Below are 18,481 nucleotides of genomic sequence, written 5' to 3'. Positions count from 1 at the left end.
CGCAACAAATCCGAGGACGCATGCGAGTAGGAGCGCACAGTCCCCCGGCCCCATGCCATGTTCACCGTGAGGTTGCGCAACCGGCCCGTGCGAATCGCCGTGGTCCTGGGCTGCGGCGACCGCGGTGAACCCCGTTGCGACGGTGAATCTGGTGCCCCCGTGGTCGATGGGATCCACTGCGGCCCCGCCGAGGACATGCATGGAAAGCAGTCCAAGGAAGAACGCGCACAAGAACACGACCCTCACGGCGGGCACCAGGGCCCTGTTGCCGACGGATCCGGATGGCGTGTTCACACGCATCACCATATACCCTCTGGGGGTATCAATCCAACTGGGGGAACATGCAACAGGGCCCCGCTGCATCCTTGCGGATTCAGCGGGGCCCTGAATGAATTCTGCCTACTTGGCCAGCGTGTAGTAGCCGTACAGCGGGTTGCGGCTCACGTCGTGGAGGATGGTGTCGACGGTCGGGTTCTGTGCACCGATCATCTTTCCGCCACCGAGGTAGATGCCGACGTGACCTCCACCGTTCTGGAACACCAGGTCGCCCGGCTTCGGGTTGCTGGTGCGTACGAACTGGCCGGAAGCGCGGATCGCCGAGGTGCCGCGGGCGATGTTGATTCCGTGCTTGGCGTATACGTACTTCACGAAACCGGAGCAATCCCAGCCCGCGGTGGTGTTGCCGCCCCAGACGTAGGGGACGCCGACGTACTGGGCTGCCGTGGCCGCAATGCCGGAGAGATTCGCGGTGTTGATCGAATCGCTCTTGGGTGCAACAGCGGTGCTTGCAGCGCCGCCGCGGTTGGTGCGGGTCGTCGGTGCGAAGGCGTCGGCGGAAGCGCTGTTGGACGTTGCGCGGGTCGTCGTGTTGTTTGCGCGGGTCGCGGCGGTGTTGTCGCCACGGGTCGAAACGGAGCTTGCAACCGAGACGACAACCGGGGCCGGAGCCGGCTTGGAGGTGAATGCGGAGCGTTCGATGTCCAGGTCCTTGACCTTGGAGGCAGAGACCGAAACGGCCTTGACTGCCACGCGCTCTGCAGAGAGGCCTTCGACGGGGGCGGAGGATGCCTCGCGGGTCGCCGTGCCCTGGCCCGGAACGCCCAGGGTAAGGACAAGGCCGGATGCTGCTGCGATTACTGCGGCCTGACGACCAACGGATCCAGCGTTCGAGGCGACTGCCTTCGAGATGGACTCAAGTGGGTTCGTTCGAACCGAAGTCGCGCGGTGGCGACCAAGTGCTTGACGTGTAGTCACGTTGTTTTGCCTCTCCTGATGCCTACGAGGTGAGCTGTCGGGTTCGAGTGGGAGTCACTCGGCAATCCGGCCCCTGTGCGGGTCCGGGTTACTTAACCCCAAGGCTTCCTAACTTCAGAAGCCAAAAAGTGGGTCCCCCGCCACTGCCATGCGTTTTTTGAACGGACACCATGCGGCGGCAGTGCTCGGCACTCCTCATGGCGGTAATCGTGCTTGAGCGCCGACTACATTTCTAGAATATATGAAACAAGTGCGAATGTCACGTTCTGGTCACGGAACGGTGACATTGTTCGTTACAACCAGCCAGCCGGGTCGACCCACTTGCCATCGACGATGACTTCGAGGTGCAGGTGCGGGCCCGTCGAGTTGCCGGTGCTGCCGCTGAGCGAAACAACTTCGCCACGTTCAACCTTTTGCCCAACGGCGACCTTCACGGCCGAGTTGTGGTTGTAGCTGGTGTGCAGTCCGTTGCCGTGGTCGATCTCCACACGGAAGCCCGAGTGGCCGGCCCACCCCGCCTGCACGACGGTACCGGCGGCGCTGGCCTTGATGGGGGTCCCCATCGGGACTGCGTAGTCCAGGCCGTTGTGGATCATGTACCCCGGGCCGGTCGGGTTCTTGCGGTGGCCGAAGCGTGAAGTCAATCGGATGTTATCCACGGGCTGGGCAAGGACCCCACTCGTGGCGATCTTGGAGACATCGCCACCCGCGGCAGTCATCACCGTCGCAAGCTTGTCTTCCTTAGTGAACTTGCTCGTGACCGAAACGCGCTCGATCTTGACTTCCTCGGTAACCGGGGCCTTGACGTCGACGACGACCGACTGCGCTACGCGGGTCTCTTCGCCGGAAAGCTGTTCCGCTTCCTGGGACGGGCTTGCTGCAGCCAACGCAAGGCCTGAAACCGCTGCAACCGCTGCAATTTTGTGGGTGAAGCCAAGGCGCGAACGCTTGGGGTGCGACTCGAACTGAAGGACATTGTTGAGCTCTTCGGAGTCTGCTTGCGCATCGTACTGCGGCGCCGAGGCGACCTCTTCTTCGACGCGTTCCGTGGCGGCAATGGCTGCGGCCTCGGGTGCCACGCCGTAGCGAAGGCTGGTTTCAAAGCGGCGGCCCACATAGCTTGCCGGAGTCGTCTCGGCGAGCTCGGGCACCACGTGCAGGGAGCGTCGACCGCTGCGGCGGGCAGGTGCCTCGTCACTCAATGCGGAGTCGACAATACGTTCCAAAGTGCCTTCGGCAGGCGAAGCATCAACCGGTCCAGACGCACGGCGGCGGCCGGAATTGTGCTGCTGTGTCAAATGACAACCTCTCATGTATCGCCTGCGAAGTTAGCTGTCGGATTCGAGTCATGAGATCAACTCGGCCGAGCCCACCATGGTGGACTCAACTTCACCCCAAGATCCGTGGTTCAAAACCACGAAACGGTTGAATTGGGTCCTCCGCCCCTACCGGCAAGTCTTAGTCCAGTCTCCGCCGGTAGGGTTATGCGAACCGGATCTGGATTGAGTCACGAAAATATGACACAACTAGAAACCCTACCGGGCTTTAGTCCAAAGTTACAATTCCGTTATCTATCCAAGCGCCGGACAAACACATGGGCGCTGACCTCGGTCGGAAGCTCGAGGGCCCCTTCGATGCCCTGGACGCGAACCAAGACGTAATCGTCCGCGCGTTCCAGTGTGACTAGGGCACCTGGACGAATCCCACCCTCGTCGAGCTGAACGAGGAGCTCCGGTTCGACCTGGATCGATTCGGCAAGGCGTTCAACGCGCACTGGACCGGTATTGCCGTCCGCAAGGGCCGAATCGAGATTTTGGACACCCACCGAGATATCGGCAAGCTCGGGACCGCCAAGGGCCTCAAGGCCGGGGATCGGATTTCCGTAGGGCGATGATGCAGGCTGCCCCAGCAACTTGTACAGGCGCTGCTCCACACGCTCGCTCATCACGTGCTCCCAGCGGCAGGCTTCGTCGTGGACGAATTCCCATTCCAGCCCGATCACATCGGCCAGCAGGCGCTCCGCCAGACGGTGCTTGCGCATGACTCCGGTGGCCAGTTCGCGGCCGCGTTCGGTCAGCTCAAGATGACGGTCGGTGGTAACAACTACCAGCCCGTCACGTTCCATGCGGGCAATCGTCTGCGAAACGGTCGGACCGGAATGCCCCAGTCGCTCGGCGATGCGGGCACGGAGTGCAGTGATCTCTTCCTCTTCGAGCTCCAAAATGGTGCGCAAGTACATTTCGGTTGTATCGATCAGGTCTGACACGTCTGCCGCTCCTGCAAGGGTTGGTTTTGAAAGGAATTACTACGCCATCCACTCTACCCGTCGCCACCCACGCGAATTGCCACGAAGTCCCCCGCCGCTTCACAAACAACCCACTCTGCCTGTGCCGGGCCGTCACGCACGAGCCCACCCGTTCCGGGCGTTAATAATGACGACTCGCTTTTACGCATTTGGGTGCGCCATGCGGGACCATTGAAGCACCGACCCCCCGGCATTTGCCAGTGTCTGGCGCGTCGGAAGAGCGAACCCATCCTGTTAATAAGGAGCAACATGAGCACCGGCCTGACCATTCCCGAAAATCTCTTGCCAGTGGACGGCCGTTTCGGTGCCGGTCCATCCAAGGTCCGTCCGGAGCAGGTCCAGGCACTCCTGGAGGCCGGCAGCAACTTGCTGGGAACCTCCCACCGCCAGGCACCCGTCAAGAACCTGGTGCGCGACATCCAGGAAGGCCTAAAGACCTTCTTCAACGCACCCGCGGACTACGAAGTGGTCTTGGGTGTCGGCGGTTCGACCGCATTCTGGGACATCGCCACCTTCGGGCTGGTGCGCAACAAGGCGCAGCACCTCTCCTTCGGCGAGTTCGGTTCCAAGTTCGCCTCCGCCACCAACAAGGCGCCCTTCCTCGCCGAATCCTCCATCATCAAGTCGGAGCCGGGCACCCGCCCCGTACCGGTCGCGGAGGCCGGAGTCGACGTCTACGCCTGGCCGCAGAATGAGACCTCGACCGGCGTTGCAGCGCCCGTCCACCGGGTCGAAGGCGCAGACGAGGACTCGCTGGTCGTCATTGACGCGACCTCGGCCGCGGGCGGACTGAACGTCGACGTCTCCCAGGCGGACGTCTACTACTTCGCCCCGCAGAAGAACTTCGCTTCCGACGGCGGACTGTGGATCGCACTCTTCTCCCCGGCAGCCATTGCCCGCGCCGAAGAGATCGCTGCGTCCGGCCGCTGGATCCCGGACTTCCTGAACCTGAAGACCGCCATCGACAACTCGCGCCTGAACCAGACCTACAACACCCCGTCGCTCTCGACGCTGGTTTCGCTCAATGCCCAGGTGCAGTGGCTCAACGCCAACGGCGGCCTGGAATTCGCCGCGGCCCGCACCAACGATTCCGCATCCCGCCTCTACGAGTGGGCTGAGGCATCCACCTTCGCCAGCCCGTACGTCGCCGCCCCGGAGGACCGCTCCAACGTCATCGCGACAATCGACTTCGATGACTCGATCGACGCCTCTGCCGTCGCAAAGGTCCTGCGCGCCAACGGCGTCGTGGATGTGGAACCCTACCGCAAGCTCGGCCGCAACCAGCTGCGCGTCGCCACGTTCGTTGCCATCGAGCCCGCAGACATCTCGGCATTGATCGAGTGCATCGAATTCGTGATCGCCAACAACTAGGTCCAAGTCGCCTGCACGACGAACGGGGAGCGTTTCCGCCAGCCACACGGCCAGCGGGGAACGCTCCCCGTTCTCGTTTGCCGTGAAGCCCGCGGTTTCTCGCACCGACCGCGCAACCTCCGCCGCAGGGTCGGAGACCGCGAAGGGCCGGGTGGCTGGTGCTTTCGCATCCGCCACCCGGCCCCATTAGATTAATCTCCCGGTCGATTATTCAACTGGTATGGAGGAGCCTAGTTCCCTTCGGGCGATTCCCCGTCGGCTTCCTTGTCTTCAGCAAGACCCTCATCCGGATCGCCTGAACCCTCGGCAACCGCCTCGTCGGAATCATCGTGGGTTTCGGGCTCCTCAGCGCCGACCTCGCCTTGTCCAGCCGCTTCTTCGGAGGCCAAGCGCTCTGCCTCGAGGTCTTCCGGGCGCACGCGTTCCGCCCACGGGACCCATGCCGGAGCCAACAAGGCATCCTCGCCGGGAAGAATTCCAACTTCGCACACCGTGATGTCCTTGGCCTGGGCACGAGGAATCCGGGTCAGCGTCGCAAACCAGCACCATCCCTCGTAGCCGGGTTGCAAGGTGACGAAACGGTGGGTCACCAAGCGGTCGCCGTCGCACACCGCATCGAGGTGTGCGCCGATCATGGACTCCGGAGCAATCTCCAGCAGGGCCGCGCGGGCGCGCTCATGTGCTGCCGCCAGCGTCTCGTCGAGTTTTGGTTTGCGGGCCATGGGCTTAGACGTCGAGTTCGTCGGCAACGGCGCGCAGCACGGAAGCTACCTTCGCACCCTGGGCTTTTTCCGGGTAACGACCGTGGCGCAAACCGTTGGAGACCGAGTCGAGGACCTTGATGAGATCCTCGATCAGAACCGCGGTGTCCACTGCGTCCTTGCGCTTGGCCCGGGCCACGGACGGTGCCGCTTCCAGAAGCCGAACGCTCAGCGCCTGCGCGCCCTTGCGGCCTTCGGCAATGCCAAACTCCATGCGGGTACCGGCACGCAACTCATTCACGCCCGCAGGCAGGGCCGAGGCGTTCAAATACACTTCCTGGCCCTCGTCAGTCACCAGGAACCCGAACCCCTTCGAGGGTTCGTACCACTTCACTTTGCCGGTTGGCACGTCTTGCTACCTCGTTCTTGCGTCACAATGGGCCACGGGGAGTTGGATTCCCCGATCCCATATCTGCCGGTTCCCCACGCGGGCCCCCATCCATGACGGATCGGTGGGCTCTTCGCGCCGGGCAAGTCTATTCTTCTAGGGTACGACATCCGCGGCAATTGGCGGCCCACCTGCGTCGTGGGGCCCATTGTGGATCCGCGGCCCGCGCGCTGTAACTTTAAGGGGTGAATACCACCGTGAAAACTCCTGCCTTCCAGCGGTACCTGACCCTGTTCGCCGGTGGCATTGCCATCGTTTCGCTCGTTGCCCTGGCCGTCATCCTGGTCCAATACGCAATGTCCGTAGCTTTGTCCCCGTTGCTGCTGGCCGTGGGGCTCTATGGATTGCCGCTGGCGTTCATCCTGCTGATGACTGTTCTCGGCCTGAATTTTCTCGAACGCCGCAAGGGTTAATGGCGTTTTCGGGGCAATTTGGTCGCCGACAACTGGTGGGCATGGGGACAAGGTCAAAGTTCCGCACACTCAACACACAGGATTCTTACAGATACCGGTTGCAGACTAATAGGCATGAATGCCAAGACACCCGAAGCCAGGTTGCTGGTTGTTGACGACGAACCAAATATCCGTGAACTGCTCTCCACCTCGTTGCGTTTCGCAGGTTTCGAGGTCGTAGCGGCGGCCAACGGGCGCGAAGCCCTCGCCGCAGTTGAAAAGGAAGCTCCTGACCTGGCCGTCTTGGACGTCATGCTTCCCGACATGGATGGTTTCACCATCACCCGCAGGCTGCGCGCAGCGGGAAAGCACTTCCCCGTTCTCTTCCTGACGGCCCGCGACGACACCGAGGACAAGGTCACCGGCCTGACCGTTGGCGGCGACGACTACGTCACCAAGCCGTTCAGCCTCGACGAGGTCGTCGCCCGCATCCGTGCGGTGCTGCGCCGCACCCAGCCGGCGGAGGAAGACACCGCGGTGATCCGCGTGGATGACTTGGAGCTCGATGACGACGCCCACGAGGTCCGTCGCGCCGGCGAGGTCATCGATCTCTCCCCCACCGAATTCAAGTTGCTCCGCTACCTGATGATGAATCCCAACAGGGTTCTCTCCAAGGCGCAGATCCTGGACCACGTCTGGGAATACGACTTCAACGGCGACGCTTCCATCGTCGAGTCCTACATTTCCTACCTTCGCCGCAAGATCGATTCGCGCCCCGAATGGCCCTCGCTGATCCAGACCAAACGCGGTGTTGGTTACCTGATGCGTACCTCGGACCGCCGCTAGCAAGGTCCCGGGAGTGCAAGGTTTGCGTCGCTTCTGGCGTCAGGTTTCGCTGCGTACCAAGCTCGTGGCGCTCATGAGCATGCTGATGATCCTGGGCATCGTAGTCACGGCCGTCGGATCGGCGCAGTCGCTTCGCCTCATGCTGACTGCCCAGGTTGATTCGGAACTCAAGAGCAACTCGGTGGCCATCACTTCCCTGATGCTCAACGACTACGCGGAGATCGCACCGATCAATCCCAAGAGTCCGGGGTTCGACAGGTTTTACGGTGACCTGCGCGATGAATCGGGAAACATCCTCTACACGATGCCGAGCAAGGAAACCTCGAACCACGTCACCGAGGACATCCCCGACCTGGACCTCGCGACCCTGACAAAGCTCCGGCAGGATCCGTCGAGCTCTGTGACGGTCCCCGGGACGACCATGAGCTCCAGCGGCTGGCGCGTACGCATCGTCACGCTGAACCGCAGCGACTACGACCTCATCTACGCCCTCCCGATGGATTCCGTCCAGGACACCGTCACCAAGGCGGCGATGCTTGTCATGTCCACGGGCATGCTTGCGACGCTGCTGATGTCGATGATTGCCTACGGCATCACCACCAGGGCTCTCTTGCCCCTGCTCCGGGTCGAACGCACTGCCGCGGCCATTGCGGCAGGGGACCTTTCCCGACGCGTCGAGGATTACCCTCCCGAAACCGAGGTCGGCAGGCTCTCGCGCTCGCTCAACGCCATGCTTGCCCACATCGAGCATGCCTTCCGCGGACGGGCGGCCTCCGAACGGAAGATGCGGCGCTTCATCCAGGATGCCTCGCACGAACTTCGGACCCCATTGGTCACCATCCAGGGGTACTCGGAGTTCTACAGGCAGGGCGGGTTGGCCGACCCGGAGATGCTGCGCACCGCCATGGGGCGTATCGAGGCCGAGTCAAAGCGCATGGGTCAGCTGGTCGAGGATCTCCTGACGTTGGCGCGCCTTGACGAGCAGCGCCCGTTGGACCGCAAGCCCGTCGACCTCCTGCTCCTGGCCGGGGACGCGGCCGAGGACGCACGGGTCAATGCCCCGGACCGCAAGGTGCGCCTGGTCGGGCTGGAAGGGGCAGGTCCGCGACCGGCTCCCACCAGCGGCGACGAGGCGAGGCTGCGCCAGATCGTGGCGAACCTGATGACCAATGCTCTGCGCTACACCGCCGAAGGCAGCGACATCGAAATCGCCGTCGGAGTGAAGCCCGTGATCAACGGCCGCTCAGACGCCGTCCTGGAGATCCGCGACCACGGACCCGGAATCTCAGAGGAGGAAGCCGGGCGCGTATTCGAGCGCTTCTACCGCGCAGACTCGTCGAGGCAACGGGAAACCGGCGGGACCGGATTGGGCTTGGCCATCGTGGCCGCCATCGCTGCCCAGCATGACGGCTCGATCAGGCTCAGCGAGACCCCGGGCGGCGGCGCGACAATGTCCATCCACCTGCCCTACGTCGAGCCCGAGCGAGAGCCCGAGAACTCCTCCGCCGAGGACTCCTCGACGGACCTCTAGGCGTCCCGGCCCGCTTGTGCACAGTCCGCCCCGGGCCATGCCCGGGGTGGACTTGCTCTTTCTACCCTAGGAACGGGGGAACACATCCCCACCGCTGCCGCCAAAACCCGTGCGGCACCAGCGCCCTGCGGGCCTGCAGCGGAGCCGCCGTCCGAAGGAGTAAACAATGAGCACATTCGCCGCAAACACCGGTGAAATGCAGATGCGCTCGATGGCCGTCCAGGCGACCATCGAAAGGGTCCGGGCGGAGGTGAATTCCATGACCTCCTCGTTGCAGGACCTGCAGGGGACCTGGCAAGGCGCGGCCTCCGCGAACTTCCAGTCGGTCGTCGCGGACTGGCGAACCACCCAGATCCGTGTCGAGGAATCCCTCAACGCCATCGGCACCGCCCTGAACCGGGCCTCCGTGCACTACGAGGAAGCCGAGGCGGCGAACACCAACCTGTTCACCTACTGAAACAGCGCGGCACGGGCACAACCACGAGGCACTACTGTTGCCTTGTGGCTATACTCATCGATCCCCCGCTGTGGCCTGCCCACGGCACCATGTTCTCCCACCTCGTATCCGACACGTCGTTGGATGAGCTGCTCGCCTTCGCATTGGAGCAGGAGCTTCCGGAACGGGCGTTCGACAGGGACCACTACGACGTCCCGCAGAGCCGGTACGACACCTTGGTCGCGGCCGGGGCACTCCCCGTCTCGGCCACCGACCTCGTGCGCCGCCTGGTGCGTTCCGGTTTGCGGGTGCCCGCGCGCGAACGCCCCGAGCGCCTTGACGCTGTCCTGCTGGCGCGCTGGGACTCGTTGATGCCCGAAGAACCATCGCTCGGCAGGGAACTGCTGGCACGCTGGTCCGAGCCACACCGGACCTACCACGACCGGGCCCACCTGCTCGCGATGCTGAGATCCCTGGACATCCTGACCGAAACCAACGAGCAGGACCCGGCCCGCCGTCCCCTGTACCTGGCGGCCTGGTACCACGATGCCGTCTACAACGGGGCCTCGACGGATGAGAGCGACTCGGCGGCGCTGGCTGCCCAGCAGCTTCCGGAAGCCGGCCTTGAACCGGGCGAAGTCGGTGAGGTGGTCCGTTTGGTTGAGCTGACTGCGGAGCACCGCCCCGGGCCCGGCGACACCGCGGGCCAGCTGCTCTGCGATGCGGACCTCGAGGTCCTGGGCCGCGAGGCCGGCGCCTACCGCCGCTATGCGGCCTCGGTGCGCCGCGAGTACGCCCATGTCCCGGACGCCGCATTTGCCGCAGGCAGGTCCGGCATCCTGCGTGGGTTGCTGGAGGCAGGACATCTCTATTCCAGTCCGCTGGCCCGCTCCCTGTGGGAGCCGCGTGCACGCGCGAACCTGGCCGCAGAGCTTGAGATCCTGGAGCGCCCAGCATCCTCCTGACGGTGATGCCTCCCGGGCCTTAAATGCGGCGGGCCGCGGAACACAGCTCCCGTAGGGAACGTGCTCCGCGGCCCGCGCGGTGATACCGGAGTTGCGGCAGGGGGATTAGAATCCGCCCATGCCACCCATCTCGTCACCGGCGCCAACTGCTGCGCCTGCCGGAGCCGGCTTGTCTGCGACAACGGCTTCGGTGGTGAGGAACAGGCCGGCGATCGAGGCGGCGTTCTGCAGAGCAGAGCGGGTCACCTTCACCGGGTCGTTCACGCCGGCAGCCAGCAGGTCGACGTACTCGCCGGTTGCGGCGTTCAGGCCGTGGCCCGAAGGCAGGCCCTTGACCTTGTCGGCGACGACGCCCGGCTCCTGGCCGGCGTTGAAGGCGATCTGCTTCAGCGGTGCTTCGATGGCAACACGGACGATGTTCGCACCGGTTGCTTCGTCGCCGGTCAGTTCCAGCTTGGCGAATGCTGCCGCGCCGGCCTGGATGAGGGCCACGCCGCCGCCGGCGACGATGCCCTCTTCAACTGCGGCCTTGGCGTTGCGCACTGCATCCTCGATGCGGTGCTTGCGTTCCTTGAGCTCGACCTCGGTGGCGGCACCGGCCTTGATGACTGCAACGCCGCCGGCCAGCTTGGCCAGGCGTTCCTGCAGCTTCTCGCGGTCGTAGTCCGAATCGGTGTTCTCGATCTCGGCGCGGATCTGGTTCACGCGGCCGGCGATCTCCTCGGCGTCGCCTGCACCTTCGACGATGGTGGTTTCGTCCTTGGTGACAACGACCTTGCGGGCAGAGCCCAGCAGGTCGATGGTGGCGTTTTCGAGCTTCAGGCCGATTTCCTCGGAGATGACCTGGCCACCGGTGAGGATGGCGATGTCGGCAAGCATGGCCTTGCGGCGGTCGCCGAAGCCCGGGGCCTTGACGGCAACGGACTTGAACAGGCCGCGGATCTTGTTCACGATCAGCGTGGCAAGGGCTTCGCCCTCAATGTCCTCGGCGATGATCAGCAGCGGCTTGTTCGACTGCATGACCTTCTCCAGGATGGAGACCATGTCCTTGACGTTGGTGATCTTCGAGTTGACGATCAGGATGTACGGATCCTCGAGGACCGTTTCCTGGCGCTCGTTGTCAGTCACGAAGTAGGCGGAGATGTAGCCCTTGTCGAAGCGCATGCCCTCGGTGAGCTCAAGCTCAAGGCCGAAGGTGTTCGACTCCTCGACGGTGATGACACCTTCCTTGCCGACCTTGTCCAGGGCCTCGGCGATCAATGCGCCGATTTCTTCGTCACCAGCGGAGATCGATGCGGTGGCCGCGATCTCTTCCTTGGTTTCGATTTCCTTGGCGGAAGCCAGCAGCTCAACGGTGACGGCCTCGACGGCCTTCTCGATGCCGCGCTTCAGGGACAGCGGGTCGGCGCCGGCTGCAACGTTGCGCAGGCCTTCCTTGACCAGTGCCTGTGCCAGGACGGTTGCGGTGGTGGTGCCGTCGCCTGCAACGTCGTCGGTCTTCTTGGCAACTTCCTTGACGAGCTCGGCGCCGATCTTTTCGAACGGATCCTCGAGCTCGATTTCCTTCGCGATGGAGACACCGTCGTTGGTGATCGTGGGGGCGCCCCACTTCTTTTCCAGAACGACGTTGCGTCCACGCGGGCCGAGGGTTACCTTGACGGCGTCAGCCAGAATGTTCAGGCCGCGCTCAAGGCCGCGGCGTGCTTCCTCATCAAATGCAATGATCTTGGCCATAGCGGCTATGTCCTTTCGGGACGTTCATGCTTATCTACGACCGGAGGCAACGCCCGCGACGGACGAATGCCCCACGATGTCATGGGACGATCGTGAAACATTCTCGCTGCTCAGGTCCAGGACTCACTCAAACACAGACTCCGGGCCGCATGGATTCGCTTCGAAAACTCGATCGAATTAGCAGTCGGAACTCGTGAGTGCTAATACAAATCTTGGCACTCAAGCATGGAGAGTGCAAGCTGTGGGCGTTAGCCCAGAGCATAGCCAGCGATGCGTTCCTAGCTGAAGGTGTTCCCCAGGACCACGGCGATGTTGCCCGGAATGTTGCTCGTCTTCACAACCGAGGTGATCCCGAGCTCCTTGGCTGCCTCTTCGGCAGTGGCACGGCTTGCTTCGTTGCGGTAGTAGACCGTCGAGGAGGCCACCTGCTTGGTCCAGTTGGCTGCCGAAACGTTGGTGAATCCGGCGTTCTGCAACGTGGTGCGTACCGTGTTGGCGAGGCCTGACTTCTTGGCACCGTTGTAGACGCCAACCTTCAGCGTGAGATCGACGTCCCCGGCGAGGCTCGATGCGCTTTCGCTGGGGTCTGCTTCCGATTCACTGGCATCCGCGGGTTCGGAGGACTTGTCCGACTCCTTGGGGCTTTCGGACTCCGTTTCGGGTTCCTTCGATTCGGACGGGGTTGCCGAGGAGGCAGTGCCACTCGCAGCAACGTTCGACGGAGGCTTTGCGCCGCCGTCGTTCAGGAGCTTGGGCAAGGCGGTGAAGGAGAACACCCCGACCAGCAAGGCCACGACACCGAAGACCATCAGCCAACGGAGGCCAGGGCGCGCGCCACGTCCGGATGCGGCAGCCGCCCAACCGTTGGCGCGGTGTGCACCACTGCGGTTGCTGAACTCTGGGACGCGATCAAATTCATCGCGCGGATAGTTGGTCATGCCCGTCCTCGGTGATGTGTGTAGCTTTGGGGGCACACGCGGATGCCGTCGTGCTGGCGCGGAAGAAGGCTGGAACCTTCGACCCGCGTTGCACTCAAGCCTCTGATTCGACCTTTCTGGCCGAACGAGCGCGATGCCTCGTCGTTCGTAGTCTACGCAATCGATTGACCAGCATGGGGTCAAAGGCCAACGCGGCGTCCGTGTCGATCAAGGTGTTCAGCAGTTGGTAGTAGTTGGTTGCGGAGATGGAAAAAAGCTGCGCGATGGCCTGCTCCTTCGCTCCCGCGTACTTCCACCATTGCCGCTCCAGCGCAAGGATCCGCTGGGAACGCTCATCCAATTCACTGGACTCATCAAGCTCGAAATCAAGCCCAGGCGCCTCGGTTGGCATCGCACACCCTCAACAATCCAGTTCCCCGCACGGTGAACCTCAAGACATTAGTTCAATGTAATTATTCTAACGCTGAACCCGGGCTTCCCATTTGCCCCGCAGGGGTCCTGTCCAGCGACAATGGCTCCTATGGACACCGGAGCACCAACTCTCTTTGAGCTACCCGACGAACAGCCAGATACCACCAGGTTCCCGTTCGACAACGGCCTGGAAGACGCAGTATCGGACGGCCTTGTGGCCCCCGACTGGGCCGAGGCGCTGGCCCCTCTGGAGGGTGACCTCGTCGCCATCGCCAGGACCCTGCAGAAGCGCAGGGGCGCCGGGGAGCACGTGCTTCCGGCACCTGGAAACATCCTGCGCGCCTTCCGGCTGCCGCTGGCAGATGCCCGCGTGCTGGTCATGGGGCAGGACCCGTACCCCACACCGGGACATTCGGTGGGCCTGAGCTTTTCCACCCATGCAACCGTGCGCCCGCTCCCGCGGAGCCTCAAGAACATCTACACGGAGCTTGAGTCGGATTTGGGCTTCCCGGCGCCGACCCACGGGGATCTCACGGCATGGGCTGACCAGGGCGTCGTGCTGCTGAACCGCGTGCTCACGGTCTGTGCCGGCGAGGCCGGATCCCACCGTGGCATCGGGTGGGAATCCGTCACGGATGCGGCCATCGAGGCACTTGCCGCGCGCGGGACGCCGCTGGTGGCAATCCTGTGGGGCAAGGACGCACAAGCACTGGGTGGCCGTCTCGGAGACACCCCGACCATCGCCTCTGCGCACCCCTCCCCGCTTTCGGCCCGGCGCGGGTTCTTCGGGTCACGCCCCTTCAGCCGGACCAACCAGCTGCTTCAGGAACAAGGGGCAGCTCCCATCGATTGGTCGCTGCCCCCTGCGGGCCGAACGCGCTAGCGTCGGCGGATGCCGCTGCGTTCCCGGCTGACCGCACCGCCGGTGAACGGCCGCGCCAAGGTATCGCCGAACACCACGCCGCCGGCGATGGCCATCATGATCGTGAACGCGTTGAACATGTCGACCAAGGCCCCCGTCATGTCCTCGACGTCGAACACCAGGCCGTACATGGACCGGAAAATCATCAAGCCCGGCAGCAGGAACACGATGGCCGGCGCCGCCAGCACCAGCTGGGGTGCCCGCATCCGGTGCGCCACGATGCGGCCCGCCAGGCCGATAAACGTTGCGGCAACCGCAGGAGCGGTCCGGTCCCCCACGCCCACGGCCTGGATGCCCACCAGCAACAGGTAGCCCAGCAACGCGATGGCACCTGTGGGAAGCAGCAGCTCCTTGCTCGTCTGCTCGGTCATGGCGCCCAGCACGACTGCCACCACGACCAGCACCACCAACAGCCAGCCCGGATAGGCGATCTTGTCGATGGTCCGCACGTCGAGCTCCGGCGCACCGGCCAACTGGCCGATCACCAGGGCCGCCATGATGCCCGTCAGGATTGCCGCGTAACTGAGTCCGGCGGAGAAGAACCTGCCCGCCGCTGTCACCGGGAACCCGTTGATGGCATCCTGCAGGGCCGAGACGAACCTGGCAGAGGGCAGCAGCAACAGGATTCCGCCAGACACCACCAACGCCGGGTCGATCGGCGCATTCAGCGCATGGAACAGGACCGCGATCGCCGTGACAACGAAAGTCGACGCCGCAATGGAAAAGAAGTCTGGGACGCGCCAGCGCGACGCGTACTTCGCGATCTGGCCCACCAGGAGCGCGGAGGCGAAGGCGATCGCCGCACCCACCAGGGATCCGCCGATGAAGACGACGAATGCCGCGGCGAACCCGCCCGCCGCGCCGGAGACCATCCAGCGCGGGAATGGCTTGGGCTGCCGGGATATCTCCCGGAGCCTGTCCACCGACTGCTGCCGGGTGACGCCACCGGCAACGATGTCGGAGACCAGTTGATGCACGTAGGCAAGGCCGGCAAAGTTGTTGGTCCAGGAGCGCACCACGCGCAGCATGGCGTACGACTCGCCCTCGGGCGGGGAGAAGTTCAGGTGGATCGACTGGTTGGTGATGTCCACGTCGATGTGCCGCAGGCCGAGGGCCGCCGTCACAGCAATAAGGCTCGTCTCGACCTCCAGGGCGCCCGCCCCGTAGCGGAACATCGTTTCGGCTAGGTCCAACGCGAATTCGAGGGTCTTGCGGGCCGAGGCGTCCTGCGCGGAGTTGACCTTGGGGTTGGCGTAGGGGGTTCCCCGGAGCCGGTCAACGATGCTGAAGGCCTGGGTCGGAGGGGTGTCCGAGGCAAGCCAACGCGAAATCATGCGCCGGGCCGTCGGATTGGCCCTCGGAGGCAGCGCAGGGGCACCGCTGGGGGTCACTCCCACCTGGCCGGTTTGGGCGTTGACCTTGTCCTGCAACCCGGGAGGCAGTTTGGCCGGCTGCTCCGGCAACGCGGAGATCGGCCGCGCAGGTGTCGGCCGGGGAGGTACCGGCCGCGCAGGCGCCGAATGTTTCGCGTGCTCCATCGTGCGCCGTCCCGGCGCCTCCGGGCTTCCGGGTGCTGGGGGCTGTTTCGGCGTCTCGGGCACGCGGGAATCGGCGGGTGCCACCACGTTCATCTCACGGGTACTGACCCGCCTGATGCTCGCTACCTGCGGGTTTGGGTCTTCACCGGAGGGCACCACATTCGGGCCGTTCGTTTCCTTGCCTGAAGACACTCTCACTCCCGTCGGTTGCGCCTTTTCATCCCCACCTTACAGCCGCATCCCCGGGAAATATTGAACAGGTTTCGTGGCTCACATGTTGCCCTGCACACAGGCCTCCGGGACGAGCCGGGGGAATATCCACCGGGCCACCCGCGTTGGACAGAAATATATGCAAAAGTATTCAAATCACCGGAAGGCGAGCACTGCGGACATGAGCGAAAACCACATCCCGTACAAGGACCTTGAGATCGGCGTCGAGACCTTCGGGGACATCACCGAGGATGCCGAGGGCAACCTCCTGCACCCGGCGGAAGTCATCCGAAACGTCGTCGAGGAAGCCAAGGCCGCCGAAGCCGCGGGGCTGGACTTCTTCGGCGTCGGGGAACACCACCGCGACGACTACTCGGTGTCGGCGCCCGAGGTCGTCTTGGGCGCCATAGCCGGGGTCACCAAGAACATCCGGCTGGGCTCAGCCGTCACCGTCCTGAGCTCCGACGACCCCGTACGCGTCTATGAGCGCTTCGCGACGGTCGACGCGCTCTCGAACGGCCGTGCCGAAGTCATCCTGGGCCGCGGTTCCTTCATCGAGTCGTTCCCGCTCTTCGGATACGAGCTCTCCGACTACGAGCTCCTCTTCGAGGAGAAGCTCGCCCTCTTCGCCAAGCTCCGCACGTCGGAGCCTGTGACATGGCATGGGCAGACCCGGTCCGCCCTGCGCAGCCAGAGCGTGTACCCGCCCATCGAAACCGGCGGTCTTGACACCTGGGTGGGCGTGGGCGGAAGTCCGGAGTCGGTGGTCCGGGCTGCCCGCCACGGCTTGCCGCTCTTCCTGGCTATCATCGGCGGGGCACCCATGGCGTTCGAACCCCTGACAAGGCTCTACAAGCGATCACTCGAGGAGTTCAGCCACCCGGAGCAGAAGATCGGGGCACATTTCCACGGCCTTGTCGCAGACAGCGACGACGAGGCACTGGAACTGCTGTGGCCGCACTACAAGCGCACCATGGACCGGCTGGGCGCCGAACGCGGCTGGCCACCGGCAAGCCGCATGCGCTTCCAGGCCTCGGCGGGCCCCGAAGGCTCCCTCCTGGCCGGCAGCCCGGAAACCGTGGCGAAGAAGATCGCTGCCTTCGCCACGGGGCTTGGCCTCTCCCGCGTCGACATCAAGTACTCGAACGGCACCCTGCCGCACGAGAGCATGGTCCGAAGCATCGAGTTGCTGGGCACCAAGGTCAAGCCGCTGGTTCTGGAGATGCTTAACGACCGGTGAGCCGACACTGCCGCCGGGCGACACCGCCCCGGAAAACAAGGAAAACCCTCGGCATGCACCGGGGGTTTTCCTGTTGGTGGTTCTTAGCAGACTCGAACTGCTGACCTCTCGCGTGTGAGGCGAGCGCTCTAACCAACTGAGCTAAAGAACCGGTCGATCACCCCCAAGGGGGCGTACCTCACAAGGTTAGCCGAGGTGCGAGGTGCACACCAAATCGGCGATGCCACCCACCCCTCCGAACCCTGCTCGCGGCGGCCGCTGCCCCGACCCCGGGCACCCCTGCCGAAACCCGACACCCGCAGCCCCGGAAACCGCCGGAAACGGGCTCGTGAATTCTTGGCAAAACGACGTCCCGGGACAGCCGTCGCCAAGGTCGCAAAAATCCGCATGATTCCGCGGAAAAGCAAGGGTTCGAAGCACCCCCAAAGTGCGCGTGGATTTGTCCACCAACTTGGCTCTTTCGGGCCGTGTTTACAAGAGGCCTACGCTCGGGTAATAATTTCTTTTGTCGTTTCCACGACGCCCACAAAACTGGGCCCTACAAGGAAGCTGCCGGGAGCCGCCGGCATCGGTCCCCTACCGGCCAAAGAACCGGCCCGGCGTAATCCCGGGAACCCCTTCTTTCGTTCGCTCTTTTTCACTTAGAGGACCGCTCCCAGTGCTTCCAACCATTGAGTACTCCCTGTCTTACGCTCCGCCCGCAGGCGCCGAGCGCGATGCCCTGTCCGCACTGTGCCTGACGCCCGATGCCCGCTGGCACGAGCGCATGGACCACGCCGAATTCGTCGTCACGGCCCTGCACGAGGGCACCCGCGTGGGTGTCGGGATCGTGCACACCTCCGTGACGGCACCCACCCAGGTGGAACGCCCCCTGGAGCTCGGCGGCATGTTCGTGCACCCCGCCTACCGACGCCTGGGCATCCGCCAGTACATGGCCGACGCCCGGCTCACCTACGCCCTGTCCATGGGCGGCACCCCCATCACGGTGATCGACAACCGCAACGAGGCGTCCTGGAGCTACTACGAGCGTTCGGCCAAGTGGACCCCGGAGCAGGAATACACCGGGTGGTTCACCGGTCTGCCGATGACCATCTGGGTCGCCACCGAATCCTCCTGGTACCGCACCCGCATGGGCATGGACCCGCTGGTGCCCGCCCAGCCGAACACCGTGCTGCCGCCGGCGCATCCGATGGTCCTCGGTCCCGACCAGGGCAACGCCGTTACCGCCTAGGCGGAATC

18 protein-coding genes, 1 tRNA gene and 2 riboswitches are annotated in these 18,481 nt (G+C 64.0%); of the genes, 9 read left to right on the top strand and 10 right to left on the bottom strand.

All coding sequences use genetic code 11. The annotated features are described in order from the left end of the window. Nucleotides 1-399: 399 nt before the first annotated feature. The 3 genes from ACSYDW_RS16720 to ACSYDW_RS16710 all read right to left on the bottom strand — a co-directional run bounded on the left by ACSYDW_RS16720 (nucleotide 400) and on the right by ACSYDW_RS16710 (nucleotide 3,520). Entirely contained in the window at nucleotides 400-1,254 is an 855-nt protein-coding gene (locus ACSYDW_RS16720; RefSeq protein ID WP_438339864.1) for a C40 family peptidase, read from the bottom strand. Between the two features lie 5 nt (nucleotides 1,255-1,259). Continuing rightward, nucleotides 1,260-1,417: riboswitch (cyclic di-AMP (ydaO/yuaA leader) on the bottom strand. A 130-nt stretch (nucleotides 1,418-1,547) separates the two neighbouring features. Then, on the bottom strand, nucleotides 1,548-2,480 hold the full coding sequence (locus ACSYDW_RS16715; RefSeq protein ID WP_438339863.1) for a M23 family metallopeptidase: 933 nt from the start codon (nucleotides 2,478-2,480) through the stop codon (nucleotides 1,548-1,550). Nucleotides 2,481-2,555: 75 nt separating this feature from the next. After that, nucleotides 2,556-2,718: riboswitch (cyclic di-AMP (ydaO/yuaA leader) on the bottom strand. Nucleotides 2,719-2,821: 103 nt separating this feature from the next. Then, a complete protein-coding gene (locus tag ACSYDW_RS16710) occupies nucleotides 2,822-3,520 on the bottom strand; it encodes an iron-dependent transcriptional repressor DtxR (RefSeq protein WP_438339862.1) in 699 nt (232 codons plus the stop codon). A 288-nt stretch (nucleotides 3,521-3,808) separates the two neighbouring features. On the opposite strand from ACSYDW_RS16710, the gene serC reads away from it, so the two are divergent. Continuing rightward, entirely contained in the window at nucleotides 3,809-4,930 is a 1,122-nt protein-coding gene (serC, locus tag ACSYDW_RS16705; protein ID WP_438339861.1) for a phosphoserine transaminase, read from the top strand. Nucleotides 4,931-5,160: 230 nt separating this feature from the next. On the opposite strand, the gene ACSYDW_RS16700 is transcribed toward serC, so the two are convergent. After that, the gene (locus ACSYDW_RS16700) at nucleotides 5,161-5,652 is read right to left on the bottom strand and encodes a DUF3027 domain-containing protein (protein ID WP_438339860.1); all 492 of its coding nucleotides are present in this window, start codon (nucleotides 5,650-5,652) and stop codon (nucleotides 5,161-5,163) included. 4 nt (nucleotides 5,653-5,656) lie between these two features. Continuing rightward, nucleotides 5,657-6,040, bottom strand: coding sequence for a cold-shock protein (locus ACSYDW_RS16695; RefSeq protein ID WP_438339859.1), 384 nt, complete (start codon nucleotides 6,038-6,040; stop codon nucleotides 5,657-5,659). Between the two features lie 236 nt (nucleotides 6,041-6,276). On the opposite strand from ACSYDW_RS16695, the gene ACSYDW_RS16690 reads away from it, so the two are divergent. The 5 genes from ACSYDW_RS16690 (at nucleotide 6,277) to ACSYDW_RS16670 (ending at nucleotide 10,249) form a co-directional block, all read left to right on the top strand. Beyond that, the gene (locus ACSYDW_RS16690; protein ID WP_438339858.1) at nucleotides 6,277-6,492 is read left to right on the top strand and encodes a hypothetical protein; all 216 of its coding nucleotides are present in this window, start codon (nucleotides 6,277-6,279) and stop codon (nucleotides 6,490-6,492) included. A 114-nt stretch (nucleotides 6,493-6,606) separates the two neighbouring features. Then, on the top strand, nucleotides 6,607-7,317 hold the full coding sequence (locus tag ACSYDW_RS16685) for a response regulator transcription factor (RefSeq protein ID WP_209995209.1): 711 nt from the start codon (nucleotides 6,607-6,609) through the stop codon (nucleotides 7,315-7,317). Nucleotides 7,318-7,330: 13 nt separating this feature from the next. Then, a complete protein-coding gene (locus tag ACSYDW_RS16680) occupies nucleotides 7,331-8,848 on the top strand; it encodes a sensor histidine kinase (RefSeq protein ID WP_438339857.1) in 1,518 nt (505 codons plus the stop codon). 166 nt (nucleotides 8,849-9,014) lie between these two features. Continuing rightward, a complete protein-coding gene (locus tag ACSYDW_RS16675; protein WP_438339856.1) occupies nucleotides 9,015-9,305 on the top strand; it encodes a WXG100 family type VII secretion target in 291 nt (96 codons plus the stop codon). A gap of 44 nt (nucleotides 9,306-9,349) precedes the next feature. Beyond that, nucleotides 9,350-10,249: a DUF4031 domain-containing protein gene (locus ACSYDW_RS16670; RefSeq protein ID WP_438339855.1), complete on the top strand. Its 900-nt coding sequence runs from the start codon at nucleotides 9,350-9,352 to the stop codon at nucleotides 10,247-10,249. A gap of 105 nt (nucleotides 10,250-10,354) precedes the next feature. Here the strand turns inward: ACSYDW_RS16670 and groL are convergent, their stop codons facing one another. From groL to ACSYDW_RS16655, 3 genes are all read right to left on the bottom strand, one after another. Then, nucleotides 10,355-11,983, bottom strand: a complete 1,629-nt coding sequence (gene groL, locus ACSYDW_RS16665; RefSeq protein ID WP_438339854.1) for a chaperonin GroEL — start codon at nucleotides 11,981-11,983, stop codon at nucleotides 10,355-10,357. Between the two features lie 278 nt (nucleotides 11,984-12,261). Next, nucleotides 12,262-12,921 (bottom strand): LytR C-terminal domain-containing protein, encoded by a 660-nt coding sequence (locus tag ACSYDW_RS16660; protein WP_438339853.1) that lies wholly within the window; start codon nucleotides 12,919-12,921, stop codon nucleotides 12,262-12,264. Nucleotides 12,922-13,015: 94 nt separating this feature from the next. Then, a complete protein-coding gene (locus tag ACSYDW_RS16655; protein WP_438339852.1) occupies nucleotides 13,016-13,312 on the bottom strand; it encodes a DUF3263 domain-containing protein in 297 nt (98 codons plus the stop codon). A gap of 129 nt (nucleotides 13,313-13,441) precedes the next feature. Here ACSYDW_RS16655 and ACSYDW_RS16650 point away from each other — a divergent pair, with 129 nt between their 5' ends. Continuing rightward, on the top strand, nucleotides 13,442-14,215 hold the full coding sequence (locus tag ACSYDW_RS16650; RefSeq protein ID WP_438339851.1) for a uracil-DNA glycosylase: 774 nt from the start codon (nucleotides 13,442-13,444) through the stop codon (nucleotides 14,213-14,215). Here the strand turns inward: ACSYDW_RS16650 and ACSYDW_RS16645 are convergent. Further along, nucleotides 14,212-15,588 carry a threonine/serine exporter family protein gene (locus ACSYDW_RS16645; protein ID WP_438339850.1) on the bottom strand — a complete coding sequence of 459 codons (1,377 nt, stop codon included), beginning with the start codon at nucleotides 15,586-15,588 and terminating at the stop codon, nucleotides 14,212-14,214. The two genes, ACSYDW_RS16650 and ACSYDW_RS16645, sit on opposite strands and share 4 nt — an antisense overlap. Nucleotides 15,589-16,183: 595 nt before the next feature. Here ACSYDW_RS16645 and ACSYDW_RS16640 point away from each other — a divergent pair. Further along, nucleotides 16,184-17,242: an LLM class flavin-dependent oxidoreductase gene (locus tag ACSYDW_RS16640; protein WP_438339849.1), complete on the top strand. Its 1,059-nt coding sequence runs from the start codon at nucleotides 16,184-16,186 to the stop codon at nucleotides 17,240-17,242. A 74-nt stretch (nucleotides 17,243-17,316) separates the two neighbouring features. Here the strand turns inward: ACSYDW_RS16640 and ACSYDW_RS16635 are convergent. Continuing rightward, a tRNA-Val gene (locus tag ACSYDW_RS16635) sits at nucleotides 17,317-17,393 on the bottom strand. 507 nt (nucleotides 17,394-17,900) lie between these two features. Here ACSYDW_RS16635 and ACSYDW_RS16630 point away from each other — a divergent pair. After that, on the top strand, nucleotides 17,901-18,473 hold the full coding sequence (locus ACSYDW_RS16630; RefSeq protein ID WP_438339848.1) for a GNAT family N-acetyltransferase: 573 nt from the start codon (nucleotides 17,901-17,903) through the stop codon (nucleotides 18,471-18,473). Nucleotides 18,474-18,481: the final 8 nt, after the last annotated feature.

The organism is Paeniglutamicibacter selenitireducens (assembly GCF_051550675.1).
Lineage (GTDB): Bacteria > Actinomycetota > Actinomycetes > Actinomycetales > Micrococcaceae > Paeniglutamicibacter.
The sequence above is the reverse complement of the archived record's forward strand: the minus strand, read 5'-3'. Positions and strand labels throughout refer to the sequence as shown.

Coding starts and splice junctions, on each gene's coding strand:
- ACSYDW_RS16650 (WP_438339851.1), top strand. CDS start 13,442: ATGGACACCGGAGCACCAACTCTCTTTGAGCTACCCGACGAACAGCCA.
- ACSYDW_RS16655 (WP_438339852.1), bottom strand. CDS start 13,312: ATGCCAACCGAGGCGCCTGGGCTTGATTTCGAGCTTGATGAGTCCAGT.
- serC (WP_438339861.1), top strand. CDS start 3,809: ATGAGCACCGGCCTGACCATTCCCGAAAATCTCTTGCCAGTGGACGGC.
- ACSYDW_RS16675 (WP_438339856.1), top strand. CDS start 9,015: ATGAGCACATTCGCCGCAAACACCGGTGAAATGCAGATGCGCTCGATG.
- ACSYDW_RS16700 (WP_438339860.1), bottom strand. CDS start 5,652: ATGGCCCGCAAACCAAAACTCGACGAGACGCTGGCGGCAGCACATGAG.
- ACSYDW_RS16660 (WP_438339853.1), bottom strand. CDS start 12,921: ATGACCAACTATCCGCGCGATGAATTTGATCGCGTCCCAGAGTTCAGC.
- ACSYDW_RS16685 (WP_209995209.1), top strand. CDS start 6,607: ATGAATGCCAAGACACCCGAAGCCAGGTTGCTGGTTGTTGACGACGAA.
- ACSYDW_RS16645 (WP_438339850.1), bottom strand. CDS start 15,588: ATGATTTCGCGTTGGCTTGCCTCGGACACCCCTCCGACCCAGGCCTTC.
- groL (WP_438339854.1), bottom strand. CDS start 11,983: ATGGCCAAGATCATTGCATTTGATGAGGAAGCACGCCGCGGCCTTGAG.
- ACSYDW_RS16640 (WP_438339849.1), top strand. CDS start 16,184: ATGAGCGAAAACCACATCCCGTACAAGGACCTTGAGATCGGCGTCGAG.